We start from the raw sequence: 24,500 nt of genomic DNA on the forward strand, positions 1-24,500 counted from the left end.
CGTTGCACATGCAGCCTTGCGCGGCGCTGACCCGTAGCCTTATTGGATAACAAGTTCGGCCTGCAACGCACCCGCCGCCTTGATCGCCTGCAGAATCGCGATGATGCCCTGCGGTTTCAGCCCGATCTGATTGAGGCCGCGCACCAGACGCTGCAGATCGGTACCGCGGAGAATAGCGACCTTCGCGCCGTTCTCGTTCGCCTCGATGAAAGTCTGCGGCACCACGACGGTCTCGCCCCGCCGTGCGAACGGATTCGGTTGAGAGACAATCGGCGCCTCCGTAATGCGAACAGACAGGTTTCCGTGAGTGACCGCGACCGTCGAGATCTGCACGTTACGACCGATCACGACCGTTCCGGTCCGCTCGTCGACAACGACGCGGGCCGGCGTATCCGGCTCGATCAGAAGTTCCTCGATCTCCGCGATGAAGCGCACCGGCGGCGCATTGCGCGGACGCTGCAACAGAATGGTGCGATAGTCGCGCTCGAAGGCGATGTCGGCCTGATAGCGCCCGCGGCCATGGGCATTCACTGCATCGATGATTCGCGTGGCCGTCGCATAGTCCGGATTCTTCAGCTCCAGCGTCAGGCTTCGCATTTCGCTGAAGTTGCCTTTCACCTCGCGCTCGATCAGCGCTCCGTTCGGAATGCGGCCCGCGGTCGCGACGCCCTGGCTGACGGTCTGGGCCGCGCCTTCGATATTGTAGCCTCCAACAGCAATCGCCCCTTGCGCCACGGCATAGGTCTCACCATCGGCGCCGCGCAGCTGTGTCAACACCAGCGTGCCGCCGAGCAGCGACGATGCATCACCCATCGACGAAATCGCGACATCGATGCGCGAGCCCCCGGCTGCAAAGGGCGGCAGATCGGCGGTCACCATCACCGCGGCGACGTTGCGCGTGCGCAATTGCGTGCCGCGAATGTTGATACCCATATTGTCGAGCATCGACTGCAGGGATTGTTCGGTAAACGGCGCGTTGCGCAGTGTATCGCCGGTCCCCTTGAGACCGATCACCAGGCCGTAGCCGACAATCTGGTTCTCGCGCACGCCCTTGAGGCTCGCGATATCCTTGATGCGCACGGCAGCTTCTGCCGCCGAGACCGACAGCACGAGCATCAGTCCGCAAAGAACACGCAGCATCATCCGTTCTGAATCCGTACTGATCCGTCCTGCTGGACGATGCCCCGAATGGTCACACCGGTATCGAGGTTGCGCAGTTGCACCATCATGCCGGGACTGGCGGATTGCAAGGACGTCGCGTACGTCACGATGATCAAGCCGTCATCCTCCACCAACACCTTCACCACGGCGCCGCGTGTAACGACCTTCTGATCTTCGAGTCCGTTGATGGGAATAAGATGACCGGCGATCAACGTGCGCCGCGCGGTACGCCCGACCAGGGCGGCGCGATCGTTGATGAACGCGCTCGCGCCCTGGATATTAGGCGCGAAATTACGATCCATGATCATCTCGTCCTTGATCACGTCGCCCGGATAGATCGTCGTTGCCGGAACCGGATACTTGACCGATTCTTCCGCTGCCACGGCGCCCCTTGCGAGCATGACGCTCGCAAGCAGCAGGGATACGATCTTGAGGACGCGCATCGGACGCAGCTCCATCATCGTGCTTTAACGCAGGCCCTTGGAGACGGTCGAAGCCATCTCGTCAGCGGCCTGGATGACCTTGGAGTTCATCTCGTAAGAGCGCTGGGCCGATATCAGTTCGGTGATTTCTTTCACCGGATCTACGTTGGAGTTTTCCAGATAGCGTTGATGCAGCTTGCCGTAACCGATGTCTCCGGCAAAGCCGACCACCGGCACGCCCGATGCCAGCGTTTCACGGTAAAGGTTGCCGCCAAGTGGCTCGAGACCGGATTCGTTGGCGAAGTTGGCAAGCTGCATCTGGCCGATCTGGATCGGCGCGACTTCACCGTCGATCTTGGCGTAGATCTGCCCGGATTCGTTGATGATGACGTCCACTGCGTTCGGCGGCACCACGACGGCCGGGTTGACCAGATAGCCATCCGGCGACACCAGCTGACGGTTTTCGTTCAGATTGAACGCGCCGGCTCGCGTATAGAGCGTTTCGCCATTCGGGCCGGCGATCTGGAACCAGCCTCGGCCATTGATCGCGAGATCGTAGGTGTTGCCGGTCTGCGCCATCGCGCCCTGGATGTGCAGCTTTCGTACAGCCGCGGAACGCACGCCGAGGCCAAGCTTGGCGCCTTCCGGCACTGCGCCTTCACCGGCCCGGTTAGGTACGCCCTGTGCGCGGTCGATCTGATAGAACAGATCGGTGAATTCCGCGCGCGATCGCTTATAGGATGTCGTGTTGATGTTCGCTATATTGTTCGCGATCACCTCGACATTGAGTTGCTGTGCGCCCATGCCGGTAGCAGCGATAGCCAGTGCTCTCATGATCGAACCTCAAATCGCCATTCGGCTGACTTCTTGATAGGCCTGAACGACCTTGTCGCGGACGGCGACCGCCATCTGCAGCGATCGTTCGGCCGACATGACTGCTTCGACCACCTTCTGCGCCGAGAGCTTGCCCTGAATGGACTGGATCGAAGCGGCTTCGCCTGCCTTCATCGAGCCGATGGCATCAGCTGCGACCTGCTCCAGAACATTGTTGAAACCCAGGCCCGCGGAAGCCGGCTGGGTCACCGGCACCGCATTGCTGGTCTTGAAGACTTCGCTCGTCTTTGCGAGTTCGCCGGCGCTGGTGACGACCGAAGATACAGAATCAAGCATGTTCAGCTCCTCAAGAGATCGATGGTCATCGACACCATCGAGCGCACTTGTTTGATCACTTGCAGATTGGCTTCGTAGGACCGGTTGGTTTCCCGCATGTCACCCATTTCGATCAGCGAATTGACATTGGGGAACTTCACATAACCGGCCTCGTCAGCCGCCGGATGCCCCGGCTCATAGTCGACGCGAAACGGCGCCTGATCCGAGCCGATATCCTTGACCTTGACCATGCGCACGCCGGACGCGCGGTCCATCTCTGCCGTGAACGTCGTGGTCTTGCGGCGATACGGTTCGGAGCCGGGCGTACGCCCGGTCGAATTCGCGTTGGCGAGATTCTCCGACACCACGCGCAGGCGCGTCGATTGCGCTTCGAGACCGGAACTTGCGATCTGGGTGGATGCCTGAAGTGGATCGATCATCGCGTTCTCCCTCAAGCCTTCATGCTGCTCATGAACATGCGATGGAAGGATTTCACGATCGCCGTGTTCAACGAATAGTCGCGATTGATATCGCCGGCCTTGAGCATTTCTTGTTCGAGACTGACCGAGTTACCGGAATGCACGGTGTCCCATGTTTTTTCCTTCCGCATCGCCTGCGCTTCGACGCGTGAGCCGGTGGTGATGTGCATCGGCGACGTCACCGTCACCGGCACCACCTTGGCGTCGAGGATTTTATTGAATGGTTCGATGTCCTGGGCACGGTAGCCAGGCGTATTGGCATTGGCCACGTTCGTGGAGATCGCCGCTTGTCGCAACGAAAGCCATCGCTCATGCGACGAGGCCAAGTCCAGAAGATAGACGGGTCCCACGGTGTCCCCACGGTTCACGATTCATTAGGCTTGGTTTACGGCTGGAAACTTGTCTGAGGCTTGAGGTGGGTAGCCGTGCTCGCGCCTTACGCATTCGTCTTCTGCTGCTTGCGCGAATGCAGGAAGTAGATGATCTCCGCGACGGGGCGAAAAAACTCGGCGGGAATCATCCGGTCGATCTGCGCCACGTCATACATCGAACGCGCAAGCGCCTTGTCCTCGACCACGGGAACATCGTTCTTTTCCGCGATTTCCCTGATCTTTAGCGCGATCAGATCCTGCCCCTTGGCGAGCACGGTCGGCGCGGCATCTTCGCCCTGCTTGTACTTGAGCGCGATGGCGAAGTGAGTCGGATTCGCGATCACCAGTGTGGCCTTCGGTACCGCAGCCAGCATGGTGTTGCGGGCGCGATCGCGCGCCAGCGAACGCATGCGCGACTTCAGGATCGGATCGCCTTCGGCTTGCTTGAACTCGTCCTTGATCTCCTGCTTGGTCATCCGCATCTCGCGGCGCCAGTGGAAGCGTGCCCAGACGAGATCCAGCGAAACCAGCACGATGGTGGCGATGCTGATGGCCGAGACGAGCCGCATCGCCGTCGTCAGGACGAGCTCCGGAACGGCGGCCGGATCGCTGAACAATGCATTCACGGCCGCGGCCTCCTCGGCCCGCAGAACGATCGACACAACCAGGCTGATAGCGATAAACTTGAACACCGACTTGGCGAATTCCACCCGTCCCTGCGCGCCGAAGATTCGCTCCCAGCCCTTCATGATCGAAAGACGGGACATCTGCGGCTGTATGCGGTCAAATACGAGCCGCGGTGCGTTCTGAAGAAATGACGATGCCAGTCCCGCCAGCATCAGAACGATGATGATTGGAATGATCAACCCCGCCGCACTCATTCCGATGGCGGTAAAGAACGAAATCGCGTCCGCTCCGTTGCGCAGGCGGATGCCCGACGGGTCGTCGATCATTCGGGCCAGGGTATAGGTGAGCGTCCTGACATTGTCGGACATCAGGAAGCTCATAATGATCAACAGGGCGAGCATCGAGGCGAAGATCGGCGCTTCACGCGAGACGGGAATCTGACCCTTCTCGACGGAATCGCGAACCTTCTTCTCGGTCGCCTCCTCGGTTTTGCTTTCCTTTTCCGGCGCCTCGGACACAGCGATCTATCTTCAGGTGAAAAACGATTGATCTTCCTGATCCGGATTGAGCTCGATCTCGCCGCGGCCGGCCATATCGAGCGCAAGATCCGTGATCGCGCGGCGTGCATCGAGAACTTCGCGCTGATTCGCCGGAATGCCGCTCGACAGCTCGTGTTCGACCAGACGGCGCGTACGCCCCGCCAGCGAGGACAGGATGAGTTCGCGGAACGCGGGGTCTGATCCCTTCAGCGCGAGCACCGTGCGATCGGTCGGAACCTGATCGAAGATCAGCATGCGCGCCTTCGCAGTCAGCTTCACGATGTCGTCGAAAGTGAAGAGCATGCCCTTCAGGATTTCCGCCGACTTCGGTCGCGATTCCGTCAGGCTCTTCAGCGATTCCTCCATCTGCGCCCGCTCCATCTTGTTGATGATGTCGGCCATGCGCGGATAGGTGTCGGATGCCATGTTGCGGGCGAAATTGATCATGAAATCTTCGTGCATTGTCTTTTCGATGATGCCCATCGCTTCCTCGACCACCGGCTTGAGGCTCAGCATTCGCCGCATCAGGTCGTGGCGGATATCCGGCGGCAGATGACTCATCACGCGCGCGGCACAAGCCGGCTTCACGCGCGACAGGATGAGGGCTGCCGTCTGCGGATGTTCCTTGAGTAGATAGTTCGCAAGCAGGCCTTCGGAGACCAGCGAGATGCGCTCCCACACCGATTTTGTCTTGTTACCGAGAACTTCCGAAATGATATCGTTGATCTGGTCGGGCGGCAGCACGCCGTTGAGCAGCTTCTCGAGCTCGCCGACCGTTCCGAAGATATTCGGCCCTTGCGAGAAGTTCTGCGCGAACTCCTCGATGATCGCTTCCAGCTCCGGCGTCGAGATCGGCTTCAGCTCGGCAGCGGCGCGTGTGACGAGCTTGATCTCGTCGGGATCGAACTCCTTCAGGAGTCCGCCGGAAAGGTCGCGGCCCATGGCCAGCAGAAGCACAGCAGCCTTTTCCGTGCCGCCCAGCGGCTTGACGGAGGTGTTGCGCTTGACGGGAGCGTTGAATGCCATGGGCGGCCCCTATCAGGCGTCCGGCTCTCCGGACATGCCACCGACGATTTCCGTCAGCGACACGCCGAAACGCGAATTCTCGTCTTCCACCACGACCACGGCACCACGCGCCACGATGCGGCCATTGACGACCACTTCGACGGGTTCGCCGACGCGATGATCGAGCGGAATCACCGCGCCGCGACCGAGCTTCATCAAATCTGCCACCGGCATGGTGGCCGAGCCGAGCATCACCTGCACGGTGACCGGAATCCGCAGGATCGGCTCGATATTGGTCAGACGGCCGGTCTCTTCGGCGGCGCGCGCGGCGAGATCCGCCAGCTTGCCGAACGACGCTTTCTCCGCGCCGAGCGAATCGGCTGCCGTTGCAGTCGCCGGGTCGGCTTCAAGTGGTTGCTTCATGATCCCCTGCCTTCCAGAAATGAATTCGCCCGATTTCACGCCGGACCTGCGTTGCGCGCGTCGATCTCGGCAATCGCTCGCCGCGCTTCGTCGATCTTGTCGCCCAGCGCGTGAACCATCTGCCGCCCGTCGGCACTGAACTCACGCACCATCACGACCATGTCGTCGACGGTCTCGTTGGTCTTTCCGAGCACGTGTGTGAATTCGCCCTGATGAGCGCGCAACCGCACCAGTTCGCGGTGCATCGTGGTGACGCGAAAACTCGTGAACAGCAGAGCGACGAAAAGAACGATGTCAACGATTGAGGATATCATCGATGAACTCCCGCTTCTGATCCCCGGACTCCTTCACCTGCAGCGAATAGACGCCGTTCATCTGGCCTAGCTGACACCAGAATAGCCGCTGCTCGTTGCATTCCAGCCGGACCAACGTATCCGGCGTGGCATTGAGCTGCAGCACCTGTCCGACCTTGAAATCGGCAACCTCACCGAGTGTGTACTGCCGCTCCTCGAGGATCGCCTTCAGTGTGACCTCGGTGCGTTTGATCTCGCTATGCAGCTGCCGGCTCCACTTCGGATCGGTCGAGGCCGATTCGCCGGAAACGATCTGCGACATCGCGGTACGGATCGGGTTGAGCGCCGCATGCGGAATGACGATGAACATCTCGCCGCCTCGATCGAGGGCCTGGAGCAGGATCTTGGAGCAGACCGCCATATTGTTGAGACGGCCGATCGCCAGATAATCCATCCGCGTTTCGACACGCTCGAGATTGAAAGTAACCTCAGTTGCCCGTTCGAAGGAGGACTGCAGCGCCTTGCCGAAGCGTTCGAATAACGCCTGCGCCACATGCAGCTCCACGTTCGAGAATACGCGCGGCATGTCGAGCGGTGGCTCCGCACCATCGGCGCCGAACAGAAGCTCGATCATCGTATAGACGAAATCGCGGTCGAATCCGATCAGCACACGCGCGTCCCATGCCTGCGCATAGAAGACAGCTGCAATCGCTTCGCCTTCGTGGCGATCCAGAATATCCGAGAGACGCTCGCTACCGACGCTCATCAGCGAGAAATAGGACTGCGACGGCGACATCGAGCGCAGGCTTTCCGCGCACAGATTGGTCATCGTGTCGAAGATCACATGCAGCATCGGCATGCGTTCGACGGAAATTCCCGCCGCGCCGAGGAGCTGGTCCGATCCCTGATCCCGGCCTGTCTTGACGTTCGCCATCAGCCCCGCGCCCCTGCCTTGGCCGGCGCTTCGGCCGATTCTGTCTTGCCGGCACCACCGGTGATGGTTTCGCTTTCCACCACGTCGATGGATGGGCGGTCGGCCGGGCCGATCATCTTGCGACCATGTTCGATGGCGATCTGCGGCAACGCCCCGTTCATGAAGGCGAGCAGCGATTGCTTGACGATCACATAGAGGCGCGCCCGCTGCTCACGCACCATCTTCACCTTGAGTGCAAGCGGCGCGACAATGCCGTAGGACAGGAAGATGCCGACGAAAGTGCCGACCAGAGCGGCACCGATGAAGCCGCCGAGCAGCTTGGGCGATTGATCGAGCGCCCCCATCGCCTTGATCACGCCGAGCACCGCCGCCACGATGCCGAGCGCAGGCAGGCCTTCCGCGATCATCATCAACGCGTTGTAGGGTTTCAACTTGCTGCGGACGATGGTTTCGATTTCTTCATCCATCAGCGCCTCGATCTCATGGGTGCGCGCGCTGCCCATGACCATCAGGCGGAAATAATCGCAGATGAACTGCGTCAGCGGCTCGTTGGCGAGCACGGTCGGGAAAGCCGTGAAGATCTCCGAGGATGACGGATCGTCGATATGCGCCTCGACCTCGTTACGGCCCTTGTTGCGCACTTCGCGCATCAACGAATGCATCAGGCCCAGCAGATCGAGATAGTGCCGCTGCTTCGGCACATCGACCGTAATCGCCTGAAGAGTCGCCTTGCCCGTGTCCATCACGACCTTCCATGGGTTGGCCACGACAAAAGTCCCGGCCGACATGCCCATGATGATCACGAACTCCCAGGGCTGCCAGATGACAGCGAGATGTCCGCCCATCGCAACATAGCCGCCGATCAAACTGGCGAGTGTGATGATGACACCGATGAGAACGTTCAAGCGCACCGCTCCGAGTTGAGAATACGACTCGTGTAGGCACCGTTGCTTGCACGAAGCTGACATGCCCCGGTTTCCGCCAGCCCCGGACAAGCCTGCTCGGGGAATTTGCATCCAGTCGCGCACGCGAACCTGAAACCCGGATTCCAAGATGCAATCAGCGCTCTATGTCAGCCTTTCGGCCCAGGTCTCGCTGGAGAAACGGCTCGAAACCATCGCCAACAACATGGCGAATATGAAAACGGCGGCATTTCGCGCCGATGCCGTGAAGTTCGAGACCGCGCTGTCGCGTGCGGGAGCCCAGCCCGTCGCGTTCTCCTCGCCCGGCCAGAATTTCATCTCGCGCAAGGAGGGCGCGGTCACCCAGACCGGCAATCCGCTCGACGTAGCGATCGCCGGCAACAGCATGGCCGCCTATCCCGGCGGCCCCGATCCCGGCGCGACCACCTGGATGGCCTTCCAGGGCCCCAACGGTCCCGTCTATACCCGCGACGGCCGCATGCAGATGGACATCAACGGCCAGCTCCGCACCCTTGCCGGCTATCCGGTTCTCGATTCCGGCGGCACGCCGATCATTGTCGATCCCGATGGCGGCGCGCTGACCATCTCGCGCGACGGCACCATCTCGCAAGGCATCAATCAGGTCGGCCAGCTCGGCCTGTTCGACATCGCGTCCGATGCAAAGCTGGAGCGTTTCGGCAATTCCGGCGTCATTCCGGACAGGCCTGCGACGGCGGCACTCGACTTTGTCACCGTCGGCTTTCAGCAGGGCTTTGTCGAAGGATCGAATGTGGATCCGCTCACCGAGCTCACGCATATGATGATGGCCACACGCACCTTCCAGAACGTGAGTTCGCTGATTCAGGACTCCGAAAGCTCGGTCCAGAACGCCATTCGCACTCTCGGCGATCCGTCGAAGGCTTGAGGCTGACGGCAATATCCGGAGTTTGCGATGAACGCGCTCGAAAAGCTCGAATCAACAATTGCCGTGTTGCGCAAGGATGTGCCGGTGGTCCGCGTCGGCGGTCTCGTCTCCGAAGTGACCTCGACCCATTTCCGGGTCTCCGGCCTGGCGCGACACGTCAAACTCGGTGAACTGATCGGGCTCGAGATCGACCAGAAGGTCCATCTGAGCGAGGTCGTGCGCATCGACAACGATGGTGTCACCGCGAAGCCGTTCGAGTCGAACATCGCTGCCGGCCTGGGCCTGCCCGCCTTCCGGATGCCTCCGAAGGCTCTGGCACCGCATCCGGGCTGGAAGGGCCGCGTCATCAATGCATTGGGTGATCCGCTCGACGGCCTCGGCGACATGCCCGTGGGCGAGCGTGCGATGCAGACCGACGGCGATCCACCACCCGCGCTGAACCGTTCGCGCGTAAGCAAGCCGCTGCGCACCGGTGTCAAGGTGATCGATCTCTTCACGCCGCTCTGCATGGGTCAGCGTATCGGCATCTTCGCCGGCTCCGGCGTCGGCAAGACGACACTGCTGTCCATGCTCGCGCGCAGCACCGGTTTCGATACTGTCGTTACCGCTTTGGTCGGCGAACGCGGCCGCGAAGTGCGCGAATTCCTCGAGGAATCCCTCGTTCATCACAAGAGTCGTGCCATCACCGTCGTCTCCACGTCAGACGAGAGCCCGATGATGAGGCGGCTGGCGCCGAAGACGGCAATGACCATCGCCGAATATTTTCGCGACCGCGGCGAGTCGGTGCTGCTGATCGTCGATTCGGTCACGCGCTTTGCCCATGCCTCGCGCGAAGTGGCGCTGGCGACGGGCGAGCCAGCCATCGCGCGCGGTTATGCGCCGAGCGTCTTTAGTGAATTGCCACGCCTGCTGGAACGCTCGGGGCCTGGACTTGAAGGCCAGGGCAACATCACCGGCGTATTCGCCGTACTGGTGGATGGCGACGATCACAACGAACCGGTCGCGGACACCGTGCGCGGCACGCTCGACGGCCATATCGTGCTTGACCGCGACGTCGCCGACCAGGGGCGCTATCCCGCGGTCAACGTCCTCGCTTCGGTCTCCCGCCTCGGCCAGCATGTCTGGTCGCCGGAGGAAGCCACGCTGGTGCGCAAGCTGCGCGCCATGATCGCGCGTTTCGAGGACACCCGGGACCTGCGTCTGATGGGCGGCTATCAGCCCGGCCGCGACACCGAACTTGACCAGGCCGTCAATCTCGTTCCGAAAATCTACAACGTCCTCGGTCAGTTGCCGTCCGAGCCACCTTGCGCCGAGCCGTTCCAGGATCTGCTTGCCGTCATCAAGAGCGCGATCGGCTAACCAGCAAGGGCTTCAACGAACTGTCGTCACATGTTGGTCGCCACAAGCAACTCAGCCGACGCCGCGATGATTGCCCTTGTTACTGCCGGTCTGTTCGTCGGACCATTTCCAACGCCCGCCCCCGGCGCGCTTGGCCGCATAAAGCGCCCGGTCGACCTGCTGGAGCAGGTCTGACGTCGTAGCTTCCGGATGATCCATCGCGGCCGTGACGAGAATCCCGGCGCTGGCCCCGATGCGGATCGGGATATCGCCGACCACATAGGGCATCGACAGAGTAGCCACCGCCTCGCGGGCCAGCGACAACGCCGCGTCGCGGCCGACGTCTCCGCCCTGCACGCTCTTCAAAAGCATGAATTCATCGCCGCCGAACCGGCAGGCCATGCCGCTATCGTTCATGCATTTGCCAAGCCGCGCGGCGACCTGACGCAACAGTTCATCGCCGACATGATGTCCGTGGCGATCATTCACCGGCTTGAAGCCGTCGAGATCGATAGCGACGATCGCGACATGGCCGCTGCCGTTCTGCAACGCCGAGACAAAGGCCGAGCGGTTGGGCAGGCCGGTAAGGAAATCCTGATTGGCCTGCTGCGCGAGCGCGTGCTTCGCCTCCAGGCGCTCGATGAAGGCCGTACTCAGATGGCGCGACGCTTCTCGCAACGTCAGCCAGAACAGGAACAGCATCGTCGCGCCGATGGAATAGGCGGCCTCGGGCCGCATGAAGGCCGCCGTCACGATGGGGCCGAACAACAAGGCGGCCGTGAGCAGCACGATCCACGGGCGGATCGCGGCACGCGAGACCATGCCGACGCAGAACGACATCGCCAGACCGAAAGCAAGCCACGCTCCCGGCGCATCGCCGAGTTGCAGCGCCCGGAACGACAACATGCCGAGCGACGCCCCGAAGGCCGCGGCGCCGATGCCGTAGACGCGTTCCCAGCGGATGACCCCGGCATCCGAGGCCTGAGGCCCCCGCAACCTGTAGAGACGCAAGCTCACGATACGGCTGGCAGCCGTGATGAAAATGAAGAAGGAAACGATCCAATAGACGAGGTCGCCGCTCATCCAGGCCAGTGCCACACCGCCGATCACCGATGTCAGGCTGATCGCCGCAACTTGCGGCAGAGACGTGTACAGCAGCTCGACGAGCTCACGCCGTATTTGCGGGCTTGGATGCCGGAAACTGGAACGAACCGCGCTCTGCATAACGCGGGACCATGCCATCTCCTCCCTAACAAGGAGTACTCAGGGATGCGAAAGTGGCGAGTTACGCACAATAAAAAGGACCGTCTTCCGGCCGACCTTGATGGATCGATCGGCGACTTATTGCTTGTCGTCATGCGATAAGCCCCCCTAATACGAAGCTTCGTGTCCACGCCGCCCGAGCCGCGCATTGAATCTTGCGGATCGAACTCCAGCGCCGGCCACCCGAGCCGCAGCCCCGGAATTGGAACCCGCCGAAACCATTTCATCGCGTTGCTTTCACGATACCGCCCGCGCTACGACATCGACATGCATTCTCCTTCCGAAAGACCGCCGTGCTTCCCTGGAAACTGATCGACACCACTGACGTACCCGACGGCAACGTGCCGCTGCGGCTGATGCAGCGTGGCCAGGAGTTCACCATCAAGCTCGGCCAGAACGAGCTGATGAGCAGCCGCCTGTTCGGCTCCGAAGAAGCGCTCGCAACGCTGACCTGCTTCCGCCTGAAGGATGTCAAGTCGCCAAACCTGCTGATCGGCGGCTACGGCATGGGCTTTACGCTGCGCGCCGCTCTCAAGGTGCTCGGGCCGAAGGCGAAGGTCACCGTGGTCGAACTCATACCGGCGATCGTCGCCTGGGCGCGCGGACCAATGGCCGGGCTCACCGGCGATAGTCTGGACGACCCGCGCGTCACCATTGCCGAAGGCGATGTCGTCAAGGCGATCAGATCGGCGAAAGGCGCCTATGACGCCATTCTGCTCGATGTCGACAACGGCCCGGAAGGCCTGACGCGCAAATCCAACGATGCGCTCTACGATCTCTCCGGCCTGCATGCGAGCCTCGCCGCTTTACGCCCCGGTGGCGTGCTCGCGGTGTGGTCGTCGTTTCCGCACCCGAAATTCACCAGCCTGCTGCGCAAGGCCGGCTTCGCCACCGAGGAGATTCCGATCCGTGCCGCCGGCCCCCGTGGCGGGGCCCGGCATGTGATCTGGCTCGCGACCAAGCCAAAAGCCACACCGGCCATCGCAACCAAACCCGCACCGGTCAAAACGGTAGCCGCGCAACCGGCGCGCAAGCCCCCGGCGAAACGCAAGCCGGCTGGCGCGAGGACAAAGCCATAAAGCAAAGAAGCCCGCGACGATGTCGCAGGCTTCTTGAGATTTGCCAGCGGCCAAACGGCCGCGCGATCAATCGACCTTGAGATTGGCGGCCTTGACCACCTTCTCCCACTTCTCGGTCTCGGCGACGATCATCTTTCCGAAGGCTTCCGGCGGCCCGACCAGCGGCTCGCCGCCGAGATCGATCAGCCGCGCCTTGATCGCCGGCTCCTGCAGCACGTCGTTCACCGCGGCGTTCAGTTTGGCGATGATTTCCGGCGGCGTCTTCTTCGGTGCGCCCATGCCGAACAACGCGCTGGCTTCATAGCCGGGCACGGTCTCCGCGACGGTCGGGACATCAGGCAGCAACGCCGACTTTTCGGTGGTGGTCACCGCCAGTGCGCGCAGATTGCCGGAGCGGATATGCTGGATGATCGACGGCATGTTGTCGAAGATCACCTGCACCTGGCCGCCCGTCATGTCGGTGATCGCCAGCGCGGCGCCGCGATAGGGCACGTGCTGCATCTTGGCGCCCGTCATCATCATGAACATTTCGCCGGACAGATGCACCGAGGTGCCGTTGCCCGACGACGCCATGTTCACCTTGCCGGGATTGGCCTTCACATAGGCGATGAACTCGGCGACGGTCTTGGCCGTGATGTCCTTGTTGACGGTCATCACATTGGCGGTGCGGTGGAAAGCGGCCACCGGCGCGATGTCGCGCACGAAGTTGAAGCTCAGCTTCGAATACAAGGTCGCATTGATGTAGTTGGCAGGATTGACCAGCAGCACCGTGTAGCCGTCGGGCTCCGCATTCACCACCGACTCGGTGCCGATATTGTTGCCGGCGCCGGGCTTGTTCTCGATGATGAACTGCTGGCCCAGCTTCTCCGAAAGCCGCTGGCCGATCAGGCGCGCGAGAATGTCGGTGGCACCGCCGGGGGGATAGCCGACGACCCAGCGGATTGGCTTGTTCGGATAGTTCTGCGCCTGTGCCAGCGCGGCACCGGTCGGCACGAGAGCGGACGATAGGAATGCGGAAAAGCCAAGCGCGATCAGACCGATCGCGGCGCGACGAGAAGCCATAATTTTATTTCCTCCAGCTGCCGCGACTTGGCGCGCGGTCAGCCTGTGTTGAATGGACAACACCCGTCTGTAACAAACAATTCGACTATCGGCCAGTGCCGCAATACCTGCGACAGACTGCCCCGTGAGGCAGATCCGGCATACGCCAGGCCCGTGACCGTGCGAGCTACACCCCCAGCGCCACCGGCCGGAAAGCCTGCAGCAGCTGCTGGTCGATCTTGCCGCCCATCTGCTCCATCATCTCGAACGCCTTGGCGTGCGTGAAGGGCATGCGGTAGGCGCGTTTCTCGACCAGCGCCGCATGGATGTCCACGATGGTGATCAGCCGCACGATGTCGCTGATCTGGTCGCCGGACAGGCCATCCGGATAGCCCGACCCGTCGAGAAATTCGTGATGGTGCAGCACCACGTCGAGCATTTCGCGCGGGAAGCTGCCCTGTGCCGCCAGTGCCTCGAAGCCGAGGCGCGGATGCTTGCGCACTTCCAGCGTCTCTTCCTCGGTGAGCTTGCCCGGCTTGTCGAGAATGGCGACCGGAATGAACGCCTTGCCCACGTCATGCACCAACGCCGCACGCGTCAGCCGGCGCTGGTCCTCGTCGCGCATGCCGAGATGCTGCGCGAAGGCGACGGCGAAACCGGTGACGAACAGGCAATGCCGGTAGCTGTGATTGTGATGGCGTCCCACCGCGGCCAGCCATTCGCGCAGCGATGATCGCTTGATCGCCTTGATGATCAGGCTCTCGGCCTGCATCACGTCGTTGAAGGACAACGGCACGCCGGCCGGCAACTTCTGGAAGATCTTGACGATGACCGCATGCGCCGCCTCGACGCCGCGATTGAGCGTCTTCCCGCGGGCGGCAAAATCCTCGTCATGCGGGCCCGGAAAGGCGGCGCGAATGCGCTGCAGGACGCCGCGCGCGTCGAACGGCCGTGCAATCGTATCGGTGGCGCCGAGCGCCCAGGCCTGCATGGCCCCGTGATGCAGCGAGTCGGCCAGCACGAACAGCCGCGGCATCGATTCATAATTTTTGTGGCGTAACCGGTTACGGACGCGCTGCACCGCTTCGGCGGAACGCAGATTGATATCGACCACGATGCCCGACAATTCCCGCGACGGAGCCTCCGGTATTCGGGTTGTCGGCACGATCTCCACATCTCCGACCGTAGCCAGGATGTCCGCGAGTTCACGCGACTGGTCATTGCTATCCGATGCCAAGAGCAGGCGGCGGCGGGGCGATGAATGGGATGCGACGCTCATTTGTCCTCGTTCGCTCGCAGCGTCCTGCTGCAAAAGCGGGACAGAAATACCTCACAATCCGGTTCCCGAAGCTTAAAACGTAGCGTTAACAATCGGTGACGCGCCGGTCTGAAGCATCTTCGCGTCGCTATCGATAGCGGTCCGTCAAGGCGATGGCTAAAATTTGAAACGACGCCCCTTGCAGGACCGGCGACTTCGCGGCGACACTCGGACCATGATCCGACGTATCCCCATTGCCGCGATTTCCCTTGCCGCATCGTCAGCCGTATTGGCGATGCTGCCCGTTGCTCCGGGGCAGGCCGGATCGCTGGAACCGACAGGCCTTCCCTTCACGGCCACGCTGTCCAACGCCACGCCCCTCGTCTTCGGCATGCAGGCGGATGCCGCCGCCCAAGCACTCGGCGTACCGCTGACCTATGTGAAAGGCCGGCCGGGCGACGAGATCTATCTCGCCATCCGCGAAATCGGCGGCAACGGATTTTTCCCGCGCAAGGATCGGCTGTTCCTGCAATTCCGCAAAGGGCGCTTGACCGGATGGAAAGCGGATTGGGGCCAGAACTGGATGTGGGAGTAAAACTCGGCCATAGGGCGGATGACGCTTCGCTCATCCGCCCTATGGCTCAGTGTCGTCTCAGCCGAACACCAGCGCCCGATGCGCGGACGTGCCCGCCGTTACGCCATCGGCCACAGCCCAGCTCACACTATGCGGCGCGCGGGCGATATCGCCGGCGGCATAGACGCCTGGCACGGTCGTCATCCTGCCGGCATCGGTGCGGATCATCGGTCCCATCGGACCATCCTCGATCTCGGCACCAAGCTGCTCCGCCAGCGGCGACGACAGGCAGGACTCCGGCGCGACGTAGAGCGCCGCAATCTCGCTGCGGCTGCCATCCCCCAGCACGACGGCCGACAGCGCCATGCGCTCGCCTTCGAGACCGGCCACCTTGGCCGGCTCGACCGCCACGCCGCGGCCGGCCAGGAGTTCGGCGCTCTCCTCGTCGATTGCTTGCCCGTCGAGATACAGTGTGGTCGGCCCCCACTGTGCGACCACGGCGGCCTGATGAACCGACACCGGTGTGCGATAGAGCACGCCCAGCCGCCGGTCGCTGAACTCGATTCCGTGGCAATAGGGGCAGTGCAGGACGGTCTTGCCCCAGCGTTCCTGCAGGCCGGGCAAAACCGGCAACGTGTCGCGCAAGCCGAAAGCAAGGATCAGCTTTCGCGCGGCAAGCTCCTCGCCATTTGCCAGCGTCACGGCAAAGCCACTGCCATCGATGCGCGCGTGCTGTGCTTCGCTCTCGATCATCCGCACCGTCGGATAGCGCAGGACTTGCTGGCGCGCCGTCTGCAGGATCGAGAGCGGATCGCTGCCATCCTGCCCGAGGAATCCGTGCGATGCATCGGCAAAGCGATTGCGCGGCTGCCGCGTATCGATCACCGCGACACTGGCGCGGCCGCGCGCGAGATAGGTCGCGGCAGCAAGGCCGGCAAAGCCGCCGCCGACGATGATGGCGTCAGTCGTCATGTGCTTTCTCCAGTTTGAATTTGTCCCGCTGCCCCTTGAAGCGCGTATTGAAATCCGCGCTCAGCATGGCCAGCGTGACCTCGCCGAAGCGGCGCACCAGCAGTTCCTCCGCCTCGTCGAAGGCCTTGCCGAGCGCGGCGTTGACCGCCTGCTCCACCAGGCAGCCCGGCATATCCGTGCGATTGCCCATGGCCAGGATGTCCGGCTCTCCCAGGGCCTCATAGATGTCGCGCAGCGTCACCTTTTTCAGATCGCAGGCGATGCGCCAGCCGCCGCCATGGCCCTTTTCGGAATGCACCAGCCCCTGCTCACGCAGGCCCGCCATGATCCGGCGAACCACGACAGGATTGGTGCACATGGCCCGCGCCAGTGCTTCGGATGTCTTGGGCGTGTCGTCCTCAGCCATATGCAACAGCACATGGAGAACGCCCGACAGGCGACTGTCTCGTCTCATGTAACTTCATATGGTACGTGAAATGAAACGTGTCAAGGCTCGGGAGTCTTCACCACTCCCCACCGGGGAGAGGTGAACGGAGCGCGACCGCCCCCCCCTCCTCTCCCATTTTTGAGTAGACCTCTGTCGTCGCGCGCTGCAAACACACCGAACCAACTTCAACAACGATTGGATAAAGCCGTGGGACAAGACATGACGCTGACCGCATCGGACGGCTTCAAGCTCGGCGCCTATCGCACCCAGCCCGAAGGCAAGCCCAGGGGCGCCGTGGTGGTCATCCAGGAAATCTTCGGTGTGAACAACCACATCCGAACGGTCTGCGACCGCTTCGCCGTGCAGGGTTATGTCGCCATCGCGCCGTCGATTTTCGATCGCGTCGAGCCGAATTTCCAGTCGGGCTATTCACCCGAGGAGATCGCCATCGCCCGTAAATTCGTTGCCAATCCGGACTGGGCGGCGTTCCTGCGCGATACCCAGGCGGCGATCGACGCGGTGAAGGATGTCGGTCCGGTCGGCATCATCGGCTTCTGCCTCGGTGGCAGCATCGCCTACGCGGCCGCGACGAAGCTCGACGGCCTCAGCGCCGCCATCGGCTATTACGGCGGCGCCGTGGTGCGCTTCGCCGACGACAAGCCGAAGGTACCGACCCAGTTGCATTTCGGCGAGAAGGATCACGGCATCCCGCTCAGCGATGTCGAGACGATCAAGGCCAAGCGCCCGGAGGTCGAGGTGTTCGTCTATGACGGCGCCGAACACGGCTTCAACTGCGACCAGCGCGCGAGCTATAACAAGGCGAGTGCCGATGTGGCGCGGGAGCGGAGCCTGGCGTTTTTGGCGAAGCATTTGACATGAGGTTCGTAGCTGCAGCGTGGACGCGCTTCGCTGATCCGCCCTGCAGAGACCGCTTCCGATATCAAGCCACCGCACCTGGCTCGGACATCGACACCCGATTCTGTACGCTGGGACGCTCCTGCATGCGATGATACCAGAAGGAAAGTGCCTTGCATTCCGCCGGCACCGCCAGCTTGACGAGATCTGCAAAGATCATCCCACCGATCAACGTGATGTCGGCCATCGAGAAAGATTCACCGGCCACGAAAGATTGCTTGCGCAGCACTGCATCGAAGTAATGCATGCCGCGCAGCGCCTTTTCGCGCTGACGAAAACCCCATTCGGCGTTCTGGTAGAGCTCGACATCGGGCCCCAGTCCCGGCGTAGCATGATGGAAATAGACGCTGATGGCGTCCAGCACCTCAAGCTCCGCGCGCTTGCTCATCATGTGGATCACGCCCTTGTCCCGCGGCGTGGCTCCCGTGAGCACGGGCGATCCGTCCAGCGCGTCAAGATATTCGGTGATGGCCGTGCATTCGCCGATGAAAGTGCCGTCCGGGATTTCGAGCACGGGCAATGTGCCCGAGTAGTTTTTGGCGAGGAAATCAGACTTCTTGTGCTCGCCCTTCCACAGATCGACGGAGATAAAGCGGACCCGCGACTGCAGGTTCAGTTCCGCCAGCGCGATGCGGACGCGGGCTGGATAAGGACCGGTCGCCCAGTCGAAGATGGTAAGGCCGGCGGTAACGGGGGACGAAGCGGGGCGATGAGTGATCATTAATCATCCTACCTATCAGTTGGTAGGCAAACCTAGTCGCTTTTCACCGAAGGCGTCAACGCCTATCTATCACTTGGTAGGCAAATCTGAGACGACCCAACATGAGCATCAATTCGAAGGAAGCCATCTTGGCAGCCGCACGGCGGACGGCGCAGGCTCACGGCTATGGTGGCCTGAACTTTCGCGACCTCGCAGCCGAAGTCGGCATCAAAGCAGCGAGCATCTACCATCACTTCCCAAGCAAGGCCGATCTTGGTGCCGCAGTCGCCCGGCGCTACTGGGAAGATACCTCAGCGACGCTGGAGGCCCTGTCACTGGAGGCCGCCACACCGGTCGTCGCCTTGCATCGCTATCCGGAGACATTTCGCCAGGCGCTCACCACAGACAACCGGATCTGTCTCGCAAGCTTCATGACCGCGGAATATGACGACCTGCCGGATGCGGTGAAAGATGAGGTACGGACCTTCACCGATATCAATGTGCGCTGGCTGAGCCAGGCATTGCGCGCCGCCGCCATCGTCAGCTCTGAACAGGTCGAGCCTAGGGCACGCGCCATCTTCGCTGCCGTCGCCGGCGCTCAGCTGATGGCCAGAGGTCGCAATGACATCGCACTTTATGATGCTTTGATCGACAGCTATTGCGCAGCCGGCCTGTTGCCGGCGTAGAGTCGACTCTCTGGCCTTTGCTTCCACCCGGACAAAGCTGAAGCTTCGTCCGGATGGGAACGAGAGAAGCAAGAGCTACTCGCCCTTCACGCCAGCCGTCTTCGCCACATTGGCCCAGCGGTCGAAATCCCGCTTCAGCGTTTTCTCGAACGACTCCGCGCTGTCGCCCACCGGCACCAGATTCACCGCCTGCAGGCCTGCGGTGCCTTCCGGCGAATTGATGATGCGGGCGAGTTCGGCCGAGAGCTTGTCGACGATCGGCTTCGGTGTCCCGGCCGGAACGAAAACACCGAGCCAGCCTTCGGCCTCGAAGCCGGGATAGCCGAGCTCTGCCATGGTCTGCACATTCGGTAGCTTCGGCTTGCGCTTCTCGCCGCCGACGGCGAGCGGACGGATCTTGCCGGCTTCGAGCTGCGGACCCGCCGTGGTGAAATCGAGGAAGGACGCGGTCACTTGATTGCCGAGCAGATCGTTCAGCAGCGGCGCCGCGCCGCGATAGGGCACATGGGTCCAGTCGAGGCCGGCATTCTTCTTCAAGAGTTCGCCATAGAGATGCGAGGTCGTGGCATTGCCGAAGGTGCCGTACTGAAACTTGCCGGTCTTGCCAGCATCGATCAGTTCCTTCACCGATTTGAAGGGCTGCCCATCGGGCACCACGAGCACGATCGGCGAGATCGCGATCTGCGTCACCGGCGCGAGATCCTTGAACACATCATAGGGCAGCTTGGACATCAGGCTCGGCGCCTGGATGATTTGCGTAATGGCAATCAGCACCGTGTAGCCATCCGGCGCGGCCTTGGCGACAAAGTCATTGCCAATCACTCCGCCGGCGCCGGGCTTGTTCTCGACGGTGACGACCTGCTTCCAGCTCTCCTGCAGCTTCTGTGCAAGCAAACGCGCCCCGACATCGGTGGCACCGCCGGGGGCATAAGGGACGACGAAGTTGATGCGCTTGTCGGGATAGGACCTGACTGCATCCTGCGCCTTGGCCGGCGGCGCCATCGCCAAACTGGTTGCGCCCAGCATCGCCAGAGCAAGCGCACGCCTGGTCATTGTCGAAGCCATCGTTATCTCTCCCCTCCTGAATGTTATTTGGCGCGGACGACCATCCACGCATACGAGTAATCTCGCTGAGGTCTTCATACAGGAAGAAGCTTGCTTCGAAACGGTACGATACGCGCAATCGCACGCCTGCGCGCAACTAACGCAGCATGTCGAGCGGTGAATGATAAGCACCATTCCATCGCATAAAAAATCGCCTGCAGGATGCCCCCTGCAGGCGATTTTGTGTAGTTCAGCCGAACGACCGAACTAGAACCAGCGCTCGCCAACCATGACAGTATCGCCGGGATCGATCGGCGTACCGAGCGGGACTTCGGCGCGGTAAGACCCTTCTGGGCGGTTATGCGTCAGCATCACTCCGTCGCGCTTGGCGCGCGGCGAGAAGCCGCCGGCAATCGCCACCGCGCTCTCGACGGTCATGTTCGGCACGTACGGATACTGGCCGGGCGCGGCGACTTCGCCGAGAATGAAAAACGGCCGATAGGTCTCGATTTCCACCGCGACCGACGGCTCGCGGATATAGCCATTGCGCAGGCGGCCGGTGATGGCCGCAGCGAGTGAGGCCGGCGTCATGCCGCGCGCCGGCACGCGGCCTATCAGCGGCATCGTGATCGCGCCACCGGCATCGATGGCATAGGAATTGGTGAGACCTTCCTGCCCGTAGACCACGACGCGCAGCTTATCTCCGGCATCGAGCTTGTACTGCGCATCGTATTTCGAACCGGGCGCAGCATAGGCGACAGGCACGCCGGTGCGGTTATAGGCGAGCGTGTCCAGATCGGGCGGCACGGACACCGCTGCCACGGGGCCGGGCCTGCGCATACAGCCGGTCATGGCCAGGGCCGTAACGGCGACGATCAAGGGCAGACGTAACGCGCGGATAACAGGCACTGGACTCATCCCTCATAGAGATAGTCCGGTTGTGCGCCTTTATGGTTAACATATGGTTGTCGCAGGCCTTCAGCCAAACGAAAGCCCGCTTCCGATTGGATCGGAAGCGGGCTTTCGGTAGCGCTTGTTTCGCTCAGGCCGTGACGCCGACGCCGATCGGGCAGGACACGCCGGTGCCGCCAAGCCCGCAATAGCCGCCGGGATTCTTGGCGAGATACTGCTGGTGATAATCCTCGGCGAAATAGAACGTCTTGATCGGCGCGATCTCGGTGGTGATCGCGCCGTAGCCTTTGGCATCCAGCGCCTGCTGGAATGCGGCCTCGGATTCCTTCGCCGCCTTCAGCTGCGCGTCGGAGAAAGTGTAGATCGCCGAACGATACTGCGTGCCGACATCGTTGCCCTGCCGCATGCCCTGGGTCGGATCGTGATTTTCCCAGAAGGTTTTCAGCAACTGCTCGTAGGAAATCTTCTTCGGGTCAAACACCACCAGCACCACTTCGGTGTGGCCGGTCAGCCCCGAACATGTCTCTTCATAAGTCGGGTTCGGCGTGAAACCGCCGGCGTAACCCACCGCCGTCGTATAGATGCCCTCGCCCAGTTCCCAGAACTTGCGCTCCGCGCCCCAGAAGCAGCCGAGCGCGAACACCGCCTGCTCGAGACCCGCGGGATAAGGCGGCTGCAATTTGCTCCCGCTCACAAAATGAGTGGTCGCAGTCGGTATTGGCGTAGCGCGGCCAGGCAAGGCATCAGCTACCGTGACCATGGCGACGGGTTTGCGCATGAACAGCATGGATCGTCTCCTGCGTTTTTCTTCACCCTATATGGGTATCTTCGCACAAAACGGCAGACCGTTACGCCCCTGAACGGCCCCAGGGTTGCCGCAAGGAAGCCGCATCAGTTTCGCGAATAACCGATCAAAGGCCGCCGCGGACGGAACAACAGCATCAGCAAAATGCCGATCACGCCCATCACCGCCCAAGCCGGCTGATCGAGCAGCAACTTGATGCCCGCGCGCAGCCACGGCGCATCGGCATCGATGACGGCAAGGAAGCTGCGCTGGCTGGCCTGGTTGATATCATTCCAGAATTCGCCAAGTCTGGTCAGACGCAGGGCTTGGTCGGCGATCGAACGGGCGCCGTCATAGACCAGGAACACAAACCCCGCGGCCAGTAACACCAGCCCAGTCAGGCGGAAAAAACCGCGGATCATCCGAATCCCCTCAATGCTCGTCGCCTCGGCAATACTGACTGGAAGCGAGAAATTCAACCGTACCAGCGACTTACCGTAGCCGCACGGCGCTTTTGCCGCGATTTTGCGCTTCTCGAAGCCGTTGACGCTGGAAAACACGGCCTCTATAAGGATCGACAAAGGCGGTGGGCGAAATCCCGCCGCCGCTGTTCTTTGAGCGGCGCAACCCTCGAGAGCGTTACCGCTCCGGGGATAGCATTTCAGGAACACCCCGGAAACAGATCAGCGTTGGCCGCAACAAGGCGGCAAACGTCAATCAGCCCGGCGCCCGGATGGGTCGCTGCTGAAGGATATTCGAGAATGGCCAATACGACCTCCGCCAAGAAGGCGACCCGCAAGATCGCGCGCCGCACCATCGTCAACAAGTCGCGCCGCACCCAGATGCGTTCGGCTCTCCGTACTGTCGAGGACGCCATCAAGACCGGCGACGCCAAGGCTGCCAAGGAAGCGATGAAGCTCGCCGAGCCCGCTCTCATGAAGGCCGCTCAGCGCAACATCGTTCACAAGAACCTGGCGAGCCGTAAGGTCTCGCGCCTCAGCCATCAGATCGCGAAGCTCGCTCAGTAAGCGACACGCGGTATATGATTTCGAAAAGCCCGGCCTTCGCGCCGGGCTTTTTGTTTGTGCGACGACGCGCATGACACACGCTTCCACATTGCGCACATCACCATCCGCATGATGAAGCAAGAAATTCGGATGACGCGCGAGGCCTATAAAATCAGATGTCGGTGCGCGTCACGCCATATCGAGAGAAGGACACGACGGGAACTACAGGCGTTGAACACGCCAACTCTGGCTGCACCAGCGTGATTCTCAAAAGCAAGCGTGTTGCAACGCCGATACTGACGACGCATTCAAGGTTACCCTGAGTCAGCGCACAGAAAAAATCGCGCCGCGATAATCACTTATCCACATAGCGCGAGTGAGCGGTTTGAATCCGCGAATGCCGCGCCCGCTTTCGTAAATGAAATATGAATTTCTTTTTTCGGTCGACCGACTTTGCAACCCCACTGTCACAATTGGATTCAGCACGCAGATTCAAAATCTTGTCGACGTGTTTGAAAAACGGGCTCACAAACGAGAGCCTGCAAGTGCGGCTTTTGCGAAGCAGCGAAAAAATGATTCCGTTGCGAGAAAACTGCCGTGCTGTATTTCTAAATCATTCGCAGCGCCCCGCCGTTCCTGAGATCAGCGCGATTTCGGTACGAGGGCGAGCCAGAAGATCAGCGACGGTCCGAAGGTTTGGCGATGCTTTCCAAGTCTCAAGCGAGTGGCAACTCATAGCAATATGAGAGCGGTCGTTCTGTGCCGAAATTTCTCGAGCATCCATGACGGATGCTTCAAAAAGAAATGCGAAGCAGAGACCGTGCACTGGCAAGGCGGGGAGATCGTCCTGTGAAGAGAAGCGGGCTGAAAGACGATGCGACCCTGAACGTTTCCCACGTTGAGCGTTTTGCACTGACTTTGGACCAGATTCGAAACTGACACCTTGCCGCGATGACCGCGGCGAGTGGGGGAGCTTCCATGCGCAAATCCATGATCACACAGCGTTCTTCTTTGCGATCTGCGTTCGGCTTCAATATGTCTGCTTCCATCTGCTTCCGTCCCCCCGCCTGTATCCCTGACAGAGCACTCAGTACGCGCTGACCTCACCCGGCGCTTCTTTCGACACTGCCGACTCGTTCGCGGCGTGAACGCCGAACGGCGGAGCTGTGTCCGAAAGCAGCCGCGCGAGGTCATCGCACGTATCTGCTTGCATCCCGTCGCGGGCGCTTCGCGCGCTCGGTCACCACTTTAGAATTGAGAAGTACGAACG

The 24,500-nt window shown here is 61.5% G+C and carries 28 protein-coding genes and 1 pseudogene; 7 read left to right on the plus strand and 22 right to left on the minus strand.

Annotation, left to right across the window (positions count from 1 at the left end):
• Positions 1 to 39: 39 nt before the first annotated feature.
• The 12 genes from flgI to motA form a co-directional block, all read right to left on the minus strand.
• A complete protein-coding gene (gene flgI, locus E0H22_RS25760) occupies positions 40 to 1,140 on the minus strand; it encodes a flagellar basal body P-ring protein FlgI (protein WP_233026560.1) in 1,101 nt (366 codons plus the stop codon).
• On the minus strand, positions 1,140 to 1,604 hold the full coding sequence (flgA, locus tag E0H22_RS25765) for a flagellar basal body P-ring formation chaperone FlgA (RefSeq protein WP_233023719.1): 465 nt from the start codon (positions 1,602 to 1,604) through the stop codon (positions 1,140 to 1,142). The genes flgI and flgA overlap by 1 nt, the downstream gene beginning before the upstream one ends.
• 24 nt (positions 1,605 to 1,628) lie before the next feature.
• Complete coding sequence (gene flgG, locus E0H22_RS25770; protein WP_233023720.1) at positions 1,629 to 2,417, minus strand: flagellar basal-body rod protein FlgG; 789 nt, start codon at positions 2,415 to 2,417, stop codon at positions 1,629 to 1,631.
• A gap of 9 nt (positions 2,418 to 2,426) precedes the next feature.
• Positions 2,427 to 2,753: a flagellar hook-basal body complex protein FliE gene (fliE, locus tag E0H22_RS25775; protein WP_233023721.1), complete on the minus strand. Its 327-nt coding sequence runs from the start codon at positions 2,751 to 2,753 to the stop codon at positions 2,427 to 2,429.
• Positions 2,754 to 2,755: 2 nt separating this feature from the next.
• Positions 2,756 to 3,172 carry a flagellar basal body rod protein FlgC gene (gene flgC / locus E0H22_RS25780; RefSeq protein ID WP_233023722.1) on the minus strand — a complete coding sequence of 139 codons (417 nt, stop codon included), beginning with the start codon at positions 3,170 to 3,172 and terminating at the stop codon, positions 2,756 to 2,758.
• Between the two features lie 11 nt (positions 3,173 to 3,183).
• A complete protein-coding gene (gene flgB, locus E0H22_RS25785) occupies positions 3,184 to 3,561 on the minus strand; it encodes a flagellar basal body rod protein FlgB (protein ID WP_233023723.1) in 378 nt (125 codons plus the stop codon).
• An 86-nt stretch (positions 3,562 to 3,647) separates the two neighbouring features.
• A complete protein-coding gene (flhB, locus tag E0H22_RS25790) occupies positions 3,648 to 4,727 on the minus strand; it encodes a flagellar biosynthesis protein FlhB (RefSeq protein ID WP_233023724.1) in 1,080 nt (359 codons plus the stop codon).
• Between the two features lie 12 nt (positions 4,728 to 4,739).
• Entirely contained in the window at positions 4,740 to 5,774 is a 1,035-nt protein-coding gene (locus tag E0H22_RS25795; RefSeq protein WP_233023725.1) for a flagellar motor switch protein FliG, read from the minus strand.
• A 12-nt stretch (positions 5,775 to 5,786) separates the two neighbouring features.
• Entirely contained in the window at positions 5,787 to 6,176 is a 390-nt protein-coding gene (fliN, locus tag E0H22_RS25800) for a flagellar motor switch protein FliN (RefSeq protein WP_233023726.1), read from the minus strand.
• A gap of 35 nt (positions 6,177 to 6,211) precedes the next feature.
• Positions 6,212 to 6,490: a hypothetical protein gene (locus E0H22_RS25805; protein ID WP_233023727.1), complete on the minus strand. Its 279-nt coding sequence runs from the start codon at positions 6,488 to 6,490 to the stop codon at positions 6,212 to 6,214.
• On the minus strand, positions 6,471 to 7,403 hold the full coding sequence (locus E0H22_RS25810) for a flagellar motor switch protein FliM (protein ID WP_233023728.1): 933 nt from the start codon (positions 7,401 to 7,403) through the stop codon (positions 6,471 to 6,473). Before E0H22_RS25810 ends, E0H22_RS25805 begins: the two co-directional genes overlap by 20 nt.
• The gene (motA, locus tag E0H22_RS25815) at positions 7,403 to 8,308 is read right to left on the minus strand and encodes a flagellar motor stator protein MotA (protein ID WP_233023729.1); all 906 of its coding nucleotides are present in this window, start codon (positions 8,306 to 8,308) and stop codon (positions 7,403 to 7,405) included. The genes E0H22_RS25810 and motA overlap by 1 nt, the downstream gene beginning before the upstream one ends.
• Before the next feature lie 148 nt (positions 8,309 to 8,456).
• On the opposite strand from motA, the gene flgF reads away from it, so the two are divergent.
• Both flgF and fliI read left to right on the plus strand, forming a co-directional pair.
• Positions 8,457 to 9,230, plus strand: a complete 774-nt coding sequence (gene flgF, locus E0H22_RS25820) for a flagellar basal-body rod protein FlgF (RefSeq protein ID WP_233023730.1) — start codon at positions 8,457 to 8,459, stop codon at positions 9,228 to 9,230.
• Positions 9,231 to 9,257: 27 nt separating this feature from the next.
• On the plus strand, positions 9,258 to 10,589 hold the full coding sequence (fliI, locus tag E0H22_RS25825) for a flagellar protein export ATPase FliI (RefSeq protein WP_233023731.1): 1,332 nt from the start codon (positions 9,258 to 9,260) through the stop codon (positions 10,587 to 10,589).
• Positions 10,590 to 10,640: 51 nt separating this feature from the next.
• Here the strand turns inward: fliI and E0H22_RS25830 are convergent, their stop codons facing one another.
• A complete protein-coding gene (locus E0H22_RS25830) occupies positions 10,641 to 11,792 on the minus strand; it encodes a GGDEF domain-containing protein (RefSeq protein WP_233023732.1) in 1,152 nt (383 codons plus the stop codon).
• 332 nt (positions 11,793 to 12,124) lie between these two features.
• Here E0H22_RS25830 and E0H22_RS25835 point away from each other — a divergent pair.
• Positions 12,125 to 12,796, plus strand: a pseudogene (locus E0H22_RS25835) (spermidine synthase); the annotation flags it as partial.
• A gap of 180 nt (positions 12,797 to 12,976) precedes the next feature.
• Here the strand turns inward: E0H22_RS25835 and E0H22_RS25840 are convergent.
• Both E0H22_RS25840 and E0H22_RS25845 read right to left on the minus strand, forming a co-directional pair.
• Positions 12,977 to 13,972: a Bug family tripartite tricarboxylate transporter substrate binding protein gene (locus tag E0H22_RS25840; protein ID WP_233023733.1), complete on the minus strand. Its 996-nt coding sequence runs from the start codon at positions 13,970 to 13,972 to the stop codon at positions 12,977 to 12,979.
• Between the two features lie 166 nt (positions 13,973 to 14,138).
• Entirely contained in the window at positions 14,139 to 15,230 is a 1,092-nt protein-coding gene (locus E0H22_RS25845; protein WP_233023734.1) for an HD-GYP domain-containing protein, read from the minus strand.
• A 214-nt stretch (positions 15,231 to 15,444) separates the two neighbouring features.
• On the opposite strand from E0H22_RS25845, the gene E0H22_RS25850 reads away from it, so the two are divergent.
• Entirely contained in the window at positions 15,445 to 15,804 is a 360-nt protein-coding gene (locus tag E0H22_RS25850) for a hypothetical protein (protein WP_430715191.1), read from the plus strand.
• Positions 15,805 to 15,861: 57 nt separating this feature from the next.
• On the opposite strand, the gene E0H22_RS25855 is transcribed toward E0H22_RS25850, so the two are convergent.
• Positions 15,862 to 16,755, minus strand: coding sequence for an NAD(P)/FAD-dependent oxidoreductase (locus E0H22_RS25855; protein ID WP_233023735.1), 894 nt, complete (start codon positions 16,753 to 16,755; stop codon positions 15,862 to 15,864).
• A complete protein-coding gene (locus tag E0H22_RS25860) occupies positions 16,745 to 17,209 on the minus strand; it encodes an Rrf2 family transcriptional regulator (RefSeq protein WP_233023736.1) in 465 nt (154 codons plus the stop codon). Before E0H22_RS25860 ends, E0H22_RS25855 begins: the two co-directional genes overlap by 11 nt.
• 180 nt (positions 17,210 to 17,389) lie before the next feature.
• On the opposite strand from E0H22_RS25860, the gene E0H22_RS25865 reads away from it, so the two are divergent.
• Complete coding sequence (locus E0H22_RS25865) at positions 17,390 to 18,061, plus strand: dienelactone hydrolase family protein (protein ID WP_233023737.1); 672 nt, start codon at positions 17,390 to 17,392, stop codon at positions 18,059 to 18,061.
• 61 nt (positions 18,062 to 18,122) lie between these two features.
• Here E0H22_RS25865 and E0H22_RS25870 read toward each other — a convergent pair whose 3' ends face one another.
• On the minus strand, positions 18,123 to 18,818 hold the full coding sequence (locus E0H22_RS25870) for a glutathione S-transferase (protein ID WP_233023738.1): 696 nt from the start codon (positions 18,816 to 18,818) through the stop codon (positions 18,123 to 18,125).
• A gap of 101 nt (positions 18,819 to 18,919) precedes the next feature.
• Between E0H22_RS25870 and E0H22_RS25875 the strand changes: the two genes are divergently transcribed.
• Positions 18,920 to 19,483: a TetR/AcrR family transcriptional regulator gene (locus E0H22_RS25875; protein ID WP_233023739.1), complete on the plus strand. Its 564-nt coding sequence runs from the start codon at positions 18,920 to 18,922 to the stop codon at positions 19,481 to 19,483.
• Between the two features lie 75 nt (positions 19,484 to 19,558).
• Here E0H22_RS25875 and E0H22_RS25880 read toward each other — a convergent pair whose 3' ends face one another.
• From E0H22_RS25880 to E0H22_RS25895, 4 genes are all read right to left on the minus strand, one after another.
• On the minus strand, positions 19,559 to 20,548 hold the full coding sequence (locus tag E0H22_RS25880) for a Bug family tripartite tricarboxylate transporter substrate binding protein (RefSeq protein ID WP_233023740.1): 990 nt from the start codon (positions 20,546 to 20,548) through the stop codon (positions 19,559 to 19,561).
• Positions 20,549 to 20,794: 246 nt separating this feature from the next.
• On the minus strand, positions 20,795 to 21,445 hold the full coding sequence (locus E0H22_RS25885) for a polysaccharide biosynthesis/export family protein (protein WP_233023741.1): 651 nt from the start codon (positions 21,443 to 21,445) through the stop codon (positions 20,795 to 20,797).
• Positions 21,446 to 21,569: 124 nt separating this feature from the next.
• Complete coding sequence (gene msrA, locus E0H22_RS25890; protein ID WP_233023742.1) at positions 21,570 to 22,226, minus strand: peptide-methionine (S)-S-oxide reductase MsrA; 657 nt, start codon at positions 22,224 to 22,226, stop codon at positions 21,570 to 21,572.
• A 104-nt stretch (positions 22,227 to 22,330) separates the two neighbouring features.
• The gene (locus E0H22_RS25895) at positions 22,331 to 22,645 is read right to left on the minus strand and encodes a hypothetical protein (RefSeq protein WP_233026562.1); all 315 of its coding nucleotides are present in this window, start codon (positions 22,643 to 22,645) and stop codon (positions 22,331 to 22,333) included.
• A gap of 339 nt (positions 22,646 to 22,984) precedes the next feature.
• Here E0H22_RS25895 and rpsT point away from each other — a divergent pair, with 339 nt between their 5' ends.
• On the plus strand, positions 22,985 to 23,251 hold the full coding sequence (rpsT, locus tag E0H22_RS25900; RefSeq protein WP_233023743.1) for a 30S ribosomal protein S20: 267 nt from the start codon (positions 22,985 to 22,987) through the stop codon (positions 23,249 to 23,251).
• The last annotated feature ends 1,249 nt before the right edge of the window (positions 23,252 to 24,500 follow it).

The organism is Rhodopseudomonas boonkerdii (genome assembly GCF_021184025.1).
Lineage (GTDB): Bacteria > Pseudomonadota > Alphaproteobacteria > Rhizobiales > Xanthobacteraceae > Tardiphaga > Tardiphaga boonkerdii.